This is a genomic window from Pseudacidovorax sp. (assembly GCF_017991995.1).
Classification (GTDB): Bacteria; Pseudomonadota; Gammaproteobacteria; order Burkholderiales; family Burkholderiaceae_C; genus Xenophilus.
On sequence record NZ_JAGOPN010000010.1, the window covers coordinates 208083 to 221019 of the forward strand.

Annotated in this window: 11 protein-coding genes and 1 tRNA gene; 9 read left to right on the forward strand and 3 right to left on the reverse strand. The window is 69.0% G+C overall.

All coding sequences use genetic code 11. From position 1 onward, the window contains the following. Positions 1-20 precede the first annotated feature (20 nt). The 3 genes from KBC94_RS15545 to rapZ are packed head-to-tail and all read left to right on the forward strand — an operon-like array spanning position 21 to position 3490. Positions 21-920 carry an NAD kinase gene (locus KBC94_RS15545; RefSeq protein ID WP_234196995.1) on the forward strand — a complete coding sequence of 300 codons (900 nt, stop codon included), beginning with the start codon at positions 21-23 and terminating at the stop codon, positions 918-920. Further along, complete coding sequence (recN, locus tag KBC94_RS15550; protein ID WP_294371793.1) at positions 921-2603, forward strand: DNA repair protein RecN; 1683 nt, start codon at positions 921-923, stop codon at positions 2601-2603. It abuts the gene before it with no gap. A 5-nt stretch (positions 2604-2608) separates the two neighbouring features. After that, positions 2609-3490 (forward strand): RNase adapter RapZ, encoded by an 882-nt coding sequence (gene rapZ / locus KBC94_RS15555; RefSeq protein WP_294371796.1) that lies wholly within the window; start codon positions 2609-2611, stop codon positions 3488-3490. 66 nt (positions 3491-3556) lie between these two features. Here rapZ and mutY read toward each other — a convergent pair whose 3' ends face one another. The 3 genes from mutY to mutM form a co-directional block, all read right to left on the reverse strand. Then, positions 3557-4627 (reverse strand): A/G-specific adenine glycosylase, encoded by a 1071-nt coding sequence (gene mutY, locus KBC94_RS15560; protein WP_294371845.1) that lies wholly within the window; start codon positions 4625-4627, stop codon positions 3557-3559. A 29-nt stretch (positions 4628-4656) separates the two neighbouring features. After that, positions 4657-6627 (reverse strand): dynamin family protein, encoded by a 1971-nt coding sequence (locus KBC94_RS15565; protein ID WP_294371797.1) that lies wholly within the window; start codon positions 6625-6627, stop codon positions 4657-4659. Between the two features lie 100 nt (positions 6628-6727). Continuing rightward, positions 6728-7543 carry a bifunctional DNA-formamidopyrimidine glycosylase/DNA-(apurinic or apyrimidinic site) lyase gene (gene mutM / locus KBC94_RS15570; protein ID WP_294371846.1) on the reverse strand — a complete coding sequence of 272 codons (816 nt, stop codon included), beginning with the start codon at positions 7541-7543 and terminating at the stop codon, positions 6728-6730. Positions 7544-7624: 81 nt separating this feature from the next. Here mutM and KBC94_RS15575 point away from each other — a divergent pair, with 81 nt between their 5' ends. From KBC94_RS15575 to KBC94_RS15600, 6 genes are all read left to right on the forward strand, one after another. After that, complete coding sequence (locus KBC94_RS15575) at positions 7625-9394, forward strand: tetratricopeptide repeat protein (RefSeq protein WP_294371798.1); 1770 nt, start codon at positions 7625-7627, stop codon at positions 9392-9394. Beyond that, positions 9391-9891 carry an outer membrane lipoprotein LolB gene (locus KBC94_RS15580; protein ID WP_294371802.1) on the forward strand — a complete coding sequence of 167 codons (501 nt, stop codon included), beginning with the start codon at positions 9391-9393 and terminating at the stop codon, positions 9889-9891. Before KBC94_RS15575 ends, KBC94_RS15580 begins: the two co-directional genes overlap by 4 nt. Continuing rightward, positions 9888-10757 (forward strand): 4-(cytidine 5'-diphospho)-2-C-methyl-D-erythritol kinase, encoded by an 870-nt coding sequence (gene ispE / locus KBC94_RS15585; RefSeq protein ID WP_294371805.1) that lies wholly within the window; start codon positions 9888-9890, stop codon positions 10755-10757. The genes KBC94_RS15580 and ispE overlap by 4 nt, the downstream gene beginning before the upstream one ends. A gap of 70 nt (positions 10758-10827) precedes the next feature. Beyond that, positions 10828-10904, forward strand: a tRNA-Gln gene (locus KBC94_RS15590). 54 nt (positions 10905-10958) lie between these two features. Then, positions 10959-11933, forward strand: coding sequence for a ribose-phosphate pyrophosphokinase (locus KBC94_RS15595; protein ID WP_017758153.1), 975 nt, complete (start codon positions 10959-10961; stop codon positions 11931-11933). 126 nt (positions 11934-12059) lie between these two features. Then, entirely contained in the window at positions 12060-12692 is a 633-nt protein-coding gene (locus tag KBC94_RS15600; RefSeq protein WP_017758154.1) for a 50S ribosomal protein L25/general stress protein Ctc, read from the forward strand. Positions 12693-12937 lie beyond the last annotated feature (245 nt).

Sequence of the window (12937 nt, forward strand, 5' to 3'; positions counted from 1 at the left end):
TCGTGATGTAATTTGTCCCCATGCACGCACCCTTCCGCCATGTGGCGCTCATCGGCAAGTACCAGGCGACGGCGGCGCGCGAGCGCGATGCTGTCATCGAGGGCATTGCGGCGTTCCTGGAGTCGCGCGGCTGCGTCGTGGTGCTCGAGCGCAGCAGCGCCGAATGCGGCGAGGACGGCGTGCCGCGCGCGGGCCGCTGGCCCCTGCTCACGGTGCAGGAGATCGGCGAGCAGTGCGACCTGGGCCTGGTGGTCGGCGGCGACGGCACCATGCTGGGCATCGGCCGGCAGCTCGCCCGCTACGGCGTGCCGCTGATCGGCATCAACCGCGGCCGCCTGGGCTTCGTCACCGACATCCCGCTGGAACATTACGAGGCCACACTCACGCCGATGCTGGCCGGCGAGTACGAGGAAGACCACCGCAGCCTGATCCAGGCCCGGGTCATGCGCGCCGGCGAGGTCGTGTTCACCGCCCAGGCCATGAACGACGTGGTGGTCAACCGCGGCGCCACCTCCGGCATGGTCGAGCTGCGCGTCTCGGTCGGCGGGCATCTGGTGGCCAACCAGCGTGCCGACGGCCTGATCATCGCCACGCCTACCGGCTCCACCGCTTACGCACTGTCGGCGGGCGGGCCGATGCTGCATCCCTCCATCCCCGGCTGGGTGATGGTGCCGATCGCGCCGCACACGCTGTCGAACCGGCCGATCCTGCTGCCCGACGCCGAGGAGATCTCGGTCGAGGTGGTGGGCGGGCGCGACGCCAGCGCCAATTTCGACATGCAGTCCCTCGCCTCCCTCGCCCATGGCGACCAGGTGCTGGTGCGGCGCTCCGAGCACAGGGTGCGCTTCCTGCATCCGCGCGGCTGGAGCTATTTCGACACCCTGCGCAAGAAACTTCACTGGAACGAAGGAGGCTCCTGAGTGGCCCTGCGACGCATCGTCCTGCGCGACTTCGTCATCGTCCGCGCGCTCGACCTGGACCTGGCCGAGGGCTTCACCGTGCTCACGGGCGAGACTGGCGCCGGCAAGTCGATCCTGATCGACGCCCTGCAACTGGCGCTGGGCAACCGGGCCGACGCCGGTTCCGTGCGCGAAGGCGCCGAGCGGCTGGATGTGAGCGCCGAATTCGACGCCGACCCGGCGCTCGGCACCTGGCTGGAAGAAGGCGGCTTCGAGGCCGGCGACACCCTGCTGCTGCGCCGCACCGTCGACACCCAGGGCCGCAGCCGCGGCTGGATCAACGGAAGCCCGGCCACCGCCACGCAGCTGCGTGAACTGGGCGCGCACCTGCTGGACATCCACGGCCAGCATGCGTGGCAGAGCCTGACCCGCCCCGATGCCGTGCGCGGCCTGCTGGACGCCTATGCCGGGGTCCGAACCGCCGCACTGGAGACCGCCTGGCAGAACTGGCGCCAGGCCGGCACTGCGCTGGAAGCCGCCCGCAATGCGCAGGAAAGCCTGCTGCGCGAGCGCGAACGCCTGCAGTGGCAGATCGGCGAGGTCGACAAGCTGGCGCCCGGCGCCGACGAGTGGGAAGAACTCTCCAGCCAGCACACCCGGCTGGCCAACGCACAGTCGCTGATCGACGCCGCGCAGGCCGCCGCCGGCCTGCTGGAAGAGGACGAACAGGGCGCCCTGGCCCTGCTCTCGCGCGCCGCCGACCGCCTGCAGGATCTGGCCCACATCGAACCCGAATTCAAGACGCTGGGCGACGAACTTGCCGGTAGCCTGGCTCAGGCCTCCGACGCACTGCATGCGCTGCACGGCTACCTGCGCCGCACCGAGACCGACGCCGACCAGTTGCAGGCGCTGGACGAGCGCCTGGGCCTGTGGATGTCACTGGCCCGCCGCTACCGCCGCCCCCCCGAGGAGCTGCCCGCCCTGCTCGCCAGCTGGCGGCAGGAACTGCAGACGCTGGAAGCCCAGGCCGACCTGGCCGCGCTGGAGCAGGCCGAGCAGCGGGCGCGCCAGGCCTTCGACAAGGAGGCACGCGCCGTCGGCCAGGCCCGCAAGAAGGCCGCCCCCAAGCTGGCCGCGGCCATCACCGAAGCGATGCAGGGCCTGGGCATGCAGGGCGGCCGTTTTGCCGTCGATCTGCAGCCGCTGCCGCAACCAGCGCGCCACGGCATGGAGGACATCGCCTTCCTCGTGGCCGGCCATGCCGGCGGCACGCCGCGGCCGGTGGGCAAGGTGGCTTCGGGCGGCGAGCTGTCGCGCATCGCACTGGCCATCGCGGTCACCACCAGCCAGTTGGGCACAGCGCAGGCGCTGATCTTCGACGAGGTGGACACCGGCATCGGCGGCGCGGTGGCCGACACCGTGGGTCGCCTGATGCGCCAGCTCGGCCGCGATCGCCAGGTGCTGGCGGTGACCCACCTGCCGCAGGTGGCCGCCTGCGCCGACCACCATCTGCGCGTGGCCAAGCGCACACTGAACGCGGCGACCGCACAGGGCGGCAAGCCGCAGCCGGTCACGGAAAGCACGGTCGCGCCGCTCGACGGCGAAGGCCGCATGCAGGAGATCGCCCGCATGCTGGGCGGTGAGCGGGTATCAGCCGCCTCGCTCGCCCATGCCCGCGAAATGCTGAGCCCGCAGGAAAGCTGACGACGATGAATCCCTCCATGGACCTGGTGCTGATCACCGGCATGTCCGGCTCCGGCAAGTCGGTGGCCCTGGCCGCGCTCGAAGACGCCGGCTACTACTGCGTCGACAACCTGCCGCCCGAACTGCTGGATGACTTCATCCGGTTGCAGAAGGAGAACCAGGCGCCGCTGGTGGCCGTGGCCATCGATGCACGCAGCGGCACCTCGCTGTCGAAGGCGCCCATCCGCCTGGCGGCACTGCGGCAGGAAGGCATGGCCGTGCGCTCGTTGTTCCTCGATGCGACCACCGAGGCGCTGGTGCGCCGCTATTCGGAGACGCGCCGACGGCATCCGCTGTCGCGCCAGCACGGCGGGGTCGATGCGCCCGAGCAGGAGCGCGCACTGATCCAGGCCATCGAGCTGGAGCGCGAACTGCTGGCCGAATTGCGGGAAGGTGCAGACCTGATCGACACCAGCCTGATCCGCCCGGCCCAGCTGCGCACCTACATCAAGGCGCTGATCGAGGCGCCGCAGCGCACGCTGACCCTGGTGTTCCAATCCTTCGCCTTCAAGCGCGGCGTTCCGCTCGATGCCGACTACGTCTTCGATGTGCGCATGCTGCCCAACCCGCATTACGTCGCGTCGCTGCGCCCGCTGACCGGACGCGACCAGCCCGTGATCGACTGGCTGCGCCAGCACGATGCGGTGGCCCGCATGTTCGGCGACATCGAACAGTTCCTGCAGCACTGGATGGACGCACTTGCGGACGACCATCGCAGTTACGTCACCGTGGCCATCGGCTGCACGGGCGGTCAGCACCGCTCGGTCTTCCTGGTCGAGCAACTGGCCCGCACCTTCGGCGAGCGCTGGGTGACGCTGCGGCGGCACCGCGAGATGGACGCCGAATAACCACTGGTGGCCCGGGCTCCACAGCCCCGGGCGAGGCGTCCTGACCCGGGGTCCCACCCGGCGGACTCAGCCGATCCGGGCGGCGCGCTCTTCCAGCAACCGACGCACCGGCGCAGGCAGGCCCAGCGCCGGCCAGTCCTCGGCCGCCACCCACCGCCCCTCCAGGCCGGCCATGTCGCTGCGCGCCGCGTCGACCTGGACGGGGTGCAGATGCAGGTCCTTGTGCGTGAGCACATGCAGGAAAGCCGGCAGATGCTGCAACGCCGAGCGCAAGGTCTCTGGCATGACCGCTTCCAGCGCTTCGGCGCTGTCGAAGACCGGCAGCGCATGCAGGCCGGCCCAGATGCCGCTGGCCGGCCGCTTCTGCAACCACACCGCCTGCCCGTCGGCCGAGCGCGCCAGCAGCAGCCACAGCGACTGCGCGCTGCGCTTGAGCTTGCGCGTCTTGATGGGCAGCCGCGCCGGATCGCCCTGCCGGCGGCCTTCGCACAGCGCCTCGACCGGGCAGATCAGGCACTGCGGCTGGCGCGGCAGGCAGACCGTGGCGCCCAGATCCATCAGCCCCTGCGTGTAGCGGGAGATGGCCTCGGTGTCGCCCTCGGGCGGCAACAGTTCGTCGGCCGCCTTCCACAGCAGTTTCTCGTTGGCGCTGCTCGCCAGGTCGCCCTCGAAGGCCAGCAGGCGCGAGAGCACGCGCTTGACGTTGCCGTCCATGATCGACACCCGCTCACCGAAGCAGAAGGCGGCGATGGCGGACGCCGTGGAGCGGCCGATGCCGGGCAGCGTCTGCAGCAGTTCGGCGCTGTGCGGAAAGCTGCCGCCGAAGCGCGCGACCACGTCCTGGGCGCAGCGGTGCAAGTTGCGTGCGCGGCTGTAGTAGCCCAGTCCGCTCCACAGGCCCATGACCTCGTCTTCAGGTGCGGCAGCCAGGTCCGCCACCGTGGGACAGCGCGCCAGGAAGCGCTCGTAGTAGCCCAGCACGGTCGACACCTGCGTCTGCTGCAGCATGATCTCGGACAGCCAGACCCGGTAGGGGTCGCGGGTGTTCTGCCAGGGCAGGCTGCTGCGGCCATGCGTCTTCTGCCAGGTCACCAGGCGCAGCCAGAAAGCATCGGCGCATTGGCGCGCCTGCCGCACGACCGGTGCGGCGTCGGTCGCGGCGGATCTCACGCCGCGCGCAGTTGGGTGTCGCCGGCAGCCGGCGGGGCGCCAGGCTCGGGCTTGCGGCCGACGAGCACCTCGCAGAGATCACGCAGCCGTTGCTCCAGGGCACGAAGCTGCGCGCCCTGGCCGGCGAGTTCCGCCAGGCGCTCGTCCAGGCTGCTGGCGGCGTCGCGCACGCGGGCCATCGACTCCACGCGCCGGGCATAGGTCGCGCGGCGCTCGTTCATCTGGCGGTCCATCTGGGAGAAGGCGCTGCGGCGCCAGTCCTCGATCTCGCCCAGCGCGGCGTCGCGGACGGTGCGCACGCGGCTGGACAGGGCCTGCGCCAGCCGCTCGCAGAATTCAGATTGCACGAGGCGCAGGATGTTGCCCATGCCGAGGTAGTGCAGATGGCTCTGCTCGATGCTGCTCATCTCGGCAATGTACTTCGACAGATCGGGCTCGGCCGGGGCCTGCAGGGCAAAGCCATGTTCGGCATTGAGCTGGCGGAAGGCCGCATGCAGCATGGCCTGCAGCTCGGCCATGGTGGCCTGCACATCGCCGAGGTTGGTGCGCAGCCCGTCGAAGGTGCGGGCGTAGACCTGCGCAAGCTGCAGCTTGATGCCGGGCCGGCCCAATGCCTGCGCGAACTGCGCCATGTCGGACCTGAGTGCCGTCGGGCCGAGCACGGCCTGCATCTCGCGCATGCGCTTGCCAAGGACGGCACGCAGGGCCGAAACGCGTTCGGCGCCCGCCTCGAACTCCGACTGTTCCTGCTCGACCCGGCGCATCATGTGCCGCAGCGTGGCGGTGTTCTTGCCGCGCAGGCCTTCGAGCTCCATGCCCTGCTCCGTCAGCTCCCGCTGGCGCAGGCGCAGGATGCGCTGCGCCTCGGCGCGCAAGGCGTCCAGCCCGCCCTCCACGGCGCGGCGCAGGATGGCCTCCCTTTCGGCGAGCAGCCCCTGGCCCAGCAGCGCCTCAAGGGCCGGCAGCCGGCTCGCCTGCAGCAGCGGTGCATCGCCTGCGATGCGCGCCTGCAGGCCCTTCTGCGCCGACACCGGCAGCACGCGCCGGCGGGGCACGCCCAGCATGTCGGCGGACAGGGCGCACTGCCGCTCGATCTGGGCCTCGATCTGTCCGGGTGCGCTGAGCGAATCCCACAGCGTGTCGATCTTGTTCAGCGCGACGATGCGCGAGGCAACGGCCGGTGCGGCCCCGCCCAGGTGTTCGCGCCAGATGGCGAGGTCGGAGCGGGTCACCCCCGTATCGGCCCCCAGGATGAACAGCACGGCGTGGGCCTGGGGCAGCAGGCTCATCGTGAGTTCGGGCTCGGCGCCGATGGCATTGAGGCCCGGCGTGTCCAGGATGACCAGGCCCTGCTCCAGCAGGGGATGCGGAAGGTTGAGCACCGCATGGCGCCAGCGCGGGACCTCGACGTGCCGATGGGCATCCACGGGCAGGGCGTCTTCGCCGGCATCGTCGCGCCAGAAACCCAGCGCCTTGGCCCGTTCGAGCGGGACACGGTCGACCTCGGCCACTTTCTGCATGGCGGCCGCGAGCTGCTCGCCGTCATCGGGCGACAGGGCAATCCCGGTCCAGCCCTCGGACGATTCGCGCCACTGCTGCAGCGACCGGGGCACGAGCCGCGTGTCGATCGGCAGCAGCCGCAGCCCGGGGGCCTGCCCCGCGTCATGGCGAAGCTCCACAGGGCACATGGTGGTGCGTCCGGCGCTGGCCGGCATGATGCGCCGGCCATAGTCCGCAAAGAACAAGGCGTTGATCAGCTCAGACTTGCCGCGCGAGAACTCCGCGACGAAGGCCACCATGACCCGGCTGTCACGCATCAGGGACTCGGCATCCCTCAGCCGCTCCGCCACGGCGTCGTCGAGCAGGTCGTTGTCGCCCAGCCAGGAAGCCAGCCAGCGAAGCCGATGTGCCAGGCTGCGTCGCCAGGCGCCGTGCTGCTCGAACTGCTGGGAGAAAGGAACGCTCACGGACGCCTGCAGAAGAATTTACAAAATATAACAGTTGCGAATGCCCCTCACAGCCCAGCGGCAAGGTGGTCGCACCCGGCGAGGCCGGCCCGCAGGGCCCTCAAGCCTTCTGGCAATTCGGACAGAAATAGGTCGAGCGCTGGCCCTGCCGCAGGAGCCGGATCGGCACCCCGCACTGCCGGCAGGGCTCGCCTGCCCGTCCGTAGACCATGGCCTGCAGCTGGAAGTGCCCAGCCTGACCGTCGATGTGGGAGAAATCGCGCAGCGTGCTGCCGCCCGCCTCGACCGCACGCGCCAACACCTCGCGGACGGCGGCATGCAGCCGCGCGGCACGCGGCCGTGAAATGCGGGCCGCCGGCACCGTCGGCCGGATGCCGGCAAGGAACAATGCCTCGGACGCATAGATGTTGCCCACCCCCACCACCACGTCGCCGGCCAGAAGCACCTGCTTGACCGGCGCGCGCCGTCTTCTGAGACCTTCGTGGAAGCGGCCGAGGTCAAAGGCATCGCCGAGCGGCTCCATGCCCAGCCCACCCAGCAGCTTGCGCGCCAGCGGCGCATCCTCGCCATCGACGTGGATCACCGCGCCGAAGCGCCTCGGGTCGTTCAACCGCAGCGTGCCACGCGTGGTGGTCAGGTCGAAGTGGTCGTGCGGTCCGGGCTCGGGCAGCGCCGGCGCAAACCGGAGGCTGCCCGACATGCCAAGGTGCACCAGCAGCATGCCCCGGTCGAGATCGACCAGCAGGTACTTGCCACGCCGCCGCACCTGCACCACGGTGCGCCCGACCAGCGCGTCCGGATCCACCTCCAGCGCCCATCGCAGCGGCTTGCCCACACGCAGGGCGGTGATGACGCCGCGGGCGATGCGGTCGGCAAAACCGCGGCGGGTGACTTCGACTTCTGGGAGCTCGGGCATCGGAACACGCCGCATGCACAGGAGCAGCGGACCATCGCCCTCGCCCCAGATGCGGACAAAGGCTTGGATTATTATGGTTCGATGAGTCCCTTGCCCCGCCGGCGCCATCTGGCGACAGCCGTTCTGACCCTCGCCTCGCTCAGCGCCGCCGCGCAGTCGGTGCCCCCCGGCCCACCACCCGCGCCGCCCGCCCCGGCCGCGGAACCTGCCCAGCCCTCGGCCATGACGGCCGAGCTGTTCTACGAAGTGCTGCTGGGCGAACTCAACGCCCGCGACGGCGATCCGGTCGAGGGCTTCCAACTGCTCCTGGACTCCGCTCGCCGTACCCGCGAGCCGGCCCTCTTCCAGCGCGCCGTCGATGTCGCCGTGCGCGCACGCTCGCCGGAGGCTGCCCTGGTGGCGGTTCGCGCCTGGAAACAGGCCATTCCCGACGCCCGGGAGCCGCGCCGGCTGGAGTTGCAGATCCTGATCCTGCTGGGCCGCCTGACCGAGACCGTGGACCCGCTGCGTGCCGACCTCGCCGCCACGCCGGTACCGGAGCGCCCCGCAGCGCTCGCGAGCGCCGTCCGGGCCTACAGCCGGGCGTCCAACAAGCAGGCCGCTGCCCAGGCCTTCGAACAAGGCCTGTCGGATGAATTGAAGGCGGGCGCCCGCTCGGCTGGCCTGGCCTGGGCGGCCGTCGGCCGTCTGCGCCTGAACGCGGGCGACACCGCCGGCGCCCTGGCGGCTGCCCAGCAGGGCAACGCCGCCGACCCGAAGGCCGACGCGCCTGCCGTGCTGGCACTCGAACTGATGGATCCGTCCCGGCCCGAAGCCGAGGCACTCGTGCGCCGCTACCTGAGCCAGGAGGACGCCCTGCCCGAGGCACGCGTGGCCTATGCCCGCGCACTGGCACTGGGGCAGCGCTACGACGAGGCCACGGCGCAGATGGAGACGCTCACGCGCAGCCGACCCGACCTGCCCGATCCCTGGCTGCTGCTCGGCTCCCTGCAGGCGCAGGTCCATCAGGACGCGGCCGCGCAGACGTCCCTGCAGCGCTACCTGGACCTCGCCACCCGCCAGAGCGATGCGGACGAGCGCGCCCGCGGCATTGCTCAGGCATACCTGCAGCTCGCCCAGTTGGCAGAACGTCGCAAGGATTTCGCCGCCGCCGAACAGTACCTGTCGCGCGTGGAGGGCGACGAGGACATGGCGTCCGCCCAGTTGCGTCGGGCGATGCTGCTGGCCAAGCAGGGCAAGGTCGCCGAGGCACGCCAGATCGTGCGCAGCATGCCCGCACGCACGGATGCCGACCGCCGCCAGCAATTGCAGGCCGAAGCCCAGGTGCTGCGTGAGGCCAAGATGAACCAGGCGGTGTACGACCTGCTTGCCGCCGCCAGTGCCCAGGCACCGAACGACACCGACCTGCTCTACGACCTCGCCATGGCGGCCGAGAAGCTCAACCGCGTGGACGAGACCGAACGGCTGCTGCGCCGCGTGATCGCCCTCAAGCCGGACAGTGCCAACGCGTACAACGCGCTGGGCTATTCGCTCGCCGATCGGAATGTCCGTCTCCCCGAAGCCCGCCAGCTGATCCGCAAGGCGGTGGAACTGTCGCCCAACGACCCTTTCATCGCCGACAGTCTGGGTTGGGTCGAGTTCCGGCTCGGCAATATGGCCGAGGCGCAGCGCATCCTCGAAGGCGCCTACAAGACGCGGCCCGATCCGGAGATCGGGGCCCACCTCGGCGAGGTGCTGTGGGCGCAGGGCCAACGCGACCGTGCATTGAGCATCTGGCGCGAGGCCTCCATGGCGGACGCGGAGAACGAGACCCTGCAGGCCACGCTGCGGCGCCTGCGCGTCAAGCTGTGAAGCGACGCGTGCTGATGGCCGGCGTGGCGGGCGCCACCCTTGCGCTGGCCGGCTGTGCCGCCCCCCAGGCGGCACGCCGCGCGGACACGGGCAGCAGCCACTGGAGCGGCCGTCTGTCCCTGTCGGTCGACAGCAACCCGCCGCAGTCCTTCGCAGCCGTGTTCGAGCTGGACGGCAATCCGGAGCAAGGCGAGCTCTTGCTGACCACGCCGCTTGGCAACACCCTGGGCGCCTTGCAATGGAGCCCGGGCACCGCCGTGCTGCGCGATGGCGCACAGCAGCGACGCTTCGCCTCCATCGCCGCGCTGACCGAGGCCGTGACCGGCGCGGCGCTGCCCATCGATGCATTGTTCGAATGGCTGCAGGGCCGCCCGGCCCCGGTCCCGGGCTGGCGGGCCGAACTGTCGCAGGTGGCGCAAGGCCGACTCCAGGCGACGCGCGATGCCCCCTTGCCCACCGCGCAGCTGCGTGTCGTCTTCGAGCGCCCTTCGCCGTGAAGGCCCTCTATGACCTGCCCGCGCCTGCCAAGCTGAACCTCTTCCTTCACATCACCGGTCGGCGTGCAGATGGCTACCACCTGCTGCAGTCGGTGTTCATGTTGATCGACTGGTGCGACACGCTGCATGCGGACTTGCGCCTGGACGGTGGCCTGTCGCGCGAAGACCTGGGACAACCCCTGCCCGCCGACGATCTCGTATTGCGCGCCGCCCGCGCGCTGAAGAGCGCGACTGGCACGCAGCAGGGTGCCCACATCGGCGTGCACAAGCGCATACCGGCGCAGGCGGGCATGGGCGGCGGCTCATCGGATGCGGCCACCTGCCTCCTGGCACTGAACCGGCTCTGGCGGTTGGATCTGCCACTTGCCGAACTCGAACGCATCGGCCTCAAGCTCGGCGCCGACGTGCCCTTCTTTCTGCGCGGCCGCAATGCATGGGTCGAGGGCATCGGCGAGCAGATCACTCCGCTGACGGTGCCCGCAGCCCGCTTCGCCGTGCTCAAGCCAGAGGCTGGACTCGACACACGCCGTATTTTTTCTGCGGATGATCTTCACAGGGCCACAAAACCTGCTATAGTTTCTGTCTTCGCTGCTCAGGACGGCAAACGAATCTTCCGATTCGGACACAACGACCTGCAGCCGGTTGCCCAGCGGCTCTGTCCGCAAGTGAGTCAGGCCCTTCAGTGGCTCGATGCACAAGGCCTCAGTGCCAGGATGACCGGCTCCGGAAGTGCCGTCTTCGCGCAGCTGCCGAACGATGCGCCGCAAGGCCCGATCGATCATCTCTCGAAGGATCTTCCCGAGGGTTGGCAATATCGGATCTGCAGCAATCTCGCGCACCATCCCCTCCAGGGCTGGGCCGCGTAGGCAATAACCAGTCGCTCGCGATTGGTTGCGACATTCATCGGTGGATGGTCACTGGACCGTCCTCCTGTGTAGGGGAGTCGCCAAGTTGGTTAAGGCACCGGATTTTGATTCCGGCATTCGAGGGTTCGAGTCCTTCCTCCCCTGCCAAATGCTCTAAAGCATCAGGCCCCACCTTTTCTCTCTGACCGCCGGGAAGCACACATGCAGGCCCCACATCCTGACTTCATGGTTTTCACCGGCAATGCCAACCCGGGCATGGCAGCAGAGATCGTTCAGCATCTCGGCACCTCGCTTGGCGCTGCGCGCGTCGGCCGCTTCTCCGATGGCGAGGTCACGGTCGAAATCAACCAGAACGTGCGGGCGCGTGAGGTCTTCGTGGTGCAGTCCACCTGCGCGCCCACGAACGAAAACCTGATGGAACTGCTGATCATGGTCGACGCACTCAAGCGCGCCTCGGCCGAGCGGATCAGCGCCGTGATCCCCTACTTCGGCTATGCCCGCCAGGACCGCCGCCCGCGCTCCTCGCGCGTGCCGATCTCGGCAAAGGTCGTCGCCAACCTGCTGCAGACCGTCGGCGTATCGCGCGTGCTGACGATGGACCTGCACGCCGACCAGATCCAGGGTTTCTTCGACATCCCCGTCGACAACATCTACGCCTCTCCGGTTCTGCTGGGCGATCTGCGCACCAAGAACTACGAAGACCTGATGGTGGTGAGCCCCGACGTCGGCGGTGTGGTGCGTGCCCGTGCCATCGCCAAGCAACTGGGCTGCGACCTGGCCATCATCGACAAGCGCCGCCCCAAGGCCAACGTCAGTGAGGTGATGCACGTCATCGGCGAGATCGAAGGCCGCAACTGCGTGATCATGGACGACATGATCGACACCGCTGGCACGCTGGTAAAGGCTGCCGAGGTGCTCAAGGAGCGCGGCGCCAAGAAGGTGTACGCCTATTGCACGCACCCGGTCTTCTCGGGTCCCGCCATTGAACGCATCGCCCAGGGCAGCGCGCTCGATGAGGTCTGCGTCACCAACACCATCCCGCTGTCCGACGGCGCCCTGGCCTGCGGCAAGATCCGCCAGCTGTCCGTGGCCCCCCTCTTCGCGGAAACCATCCACCGTATCGCCAATGGCGAATCGGTCATGAGCCTGTTCTCGGATTCGGACAGCGCCGCCTGAGGCACATTCCGGTCCTGGAACTTTCAGTGGGCGCCCTCGCGGCGCCTTTTTGTCGAACGGCACCGCACTGGTCGCGGTGGGTGCCACAGAGGCGGGCCTTCGGCCCAGGCCTCACAGGAGTCACTTATGAAATTCGTCGCTTTCGAGCGCGCCAAGCAGGGCACGGGTGCGAGCCGCCGTCTCCGCAATTCGGGCAAGACGCCCGGCATCGTCTACGGTGGCGAAGGCCAGCCGCAACTGGTCGAGCTCGACCACAACGCCCTGTGGCACGCCCTGAAGAAGGAAGCCTTCCACTCCTCCATCCTCGAGATGGACCTGGGCGGCAACGTGACCAAGGTGCTGCTGCGCGATGTGCAGTACCACCCGTACAAGCAACTGGTCCAGCACGTGGACTTCCAGCGCGTCGATGCCCGTACCCGCCTGACCGTGAAGGTGCCGCTGCACTTCAAGGGTGAGGAAGAGTCCGAAGCCGTCAAGCTGCACCAGAACCTGGTGAACCACGTGATGACGGAAATCGAAATCAGCGTGCTGCCGGCCGACCTGCCCGAGTTCATCGAGGTTGATCTGTCGGGTCTGGCTGCCGGCGGTACCGTGCACCTGGCCGACATCAAGCTGCCCGGCCGCGCCAAGGCCATCACCCATGGCAAGCCGAACCCCGTGATCGTGTCGGCCGTGGCGCCTGTGGTCGAGGAAGAGGCGCCTGCTGCTGCGCCCGCTCCGGCTGCCGAGCCCGCCAAGGGCAAAGGCAAGAAGAAGTAATTGCTTCTTCGCCCGAGGCTGCGCACCTTCGGTGCGCCCGCCTCACGGCTCGAACAGGCCCGCCTCGCGCGGGCCTTTTTCATTTCACCATGACTCCAGCACCGAACTTCGCTGGACTACGCCGAAGCCCGATACAGCAGGTTTATCAATAACTTAGGCGAGTTCAACATATGCCGGTGCTTTCCGAAACCTGACCTGGCTTCCCCTCTGCTGGCCCCTACAAGGCTCCTGGGAATCGGGTCTTT

Bases quoted from the DNA above. Each gene is read 5' to 3' on its own strand.
- rapZ (WP_294371796.1), top strand. From the start codon at position 2,609: ATGAATCCCTCCATGGACCTGGTGCTGATCACCGGCATGTCCGGCTCC.
- KBC94_RS15575 (WP_294371798.1), top strand. From the start codon at position 7,625: ATGAGTCCCTTGCCCCGCCGGCGCCATCTGGCGACAGCCGTTCTGACC.
- mutM (WP_294371846.1), bottom strand. From the start codon at position 7,543: ATGCCCGAGCTCCCAGAAGTCGAAGTCACCCGCCGCGGTTTTGCCGAC.
- KBC94_RS15600 (WP_017758154.1), top strand. From the start codon at position 12,060: ATGAAATTCGTCGCTTTCGAGCGCGCCAAGCAGGGCACGGGTGCGAGC.
- KBC94_RS15595 (WP_017758153.1), top strand. From the start codon at position 10,959: ATGCAGGCCCCACATCCTGACTTCATGGTTTTCACCGGCAATGCCAAC.
- KBC94_RS15545 (WP_234196995.1), top strand. From the start codon at position 21: ATGCACGCACCCTTCCGCCATGTGGCGCTCATCGGCAAGTACCAGGCG.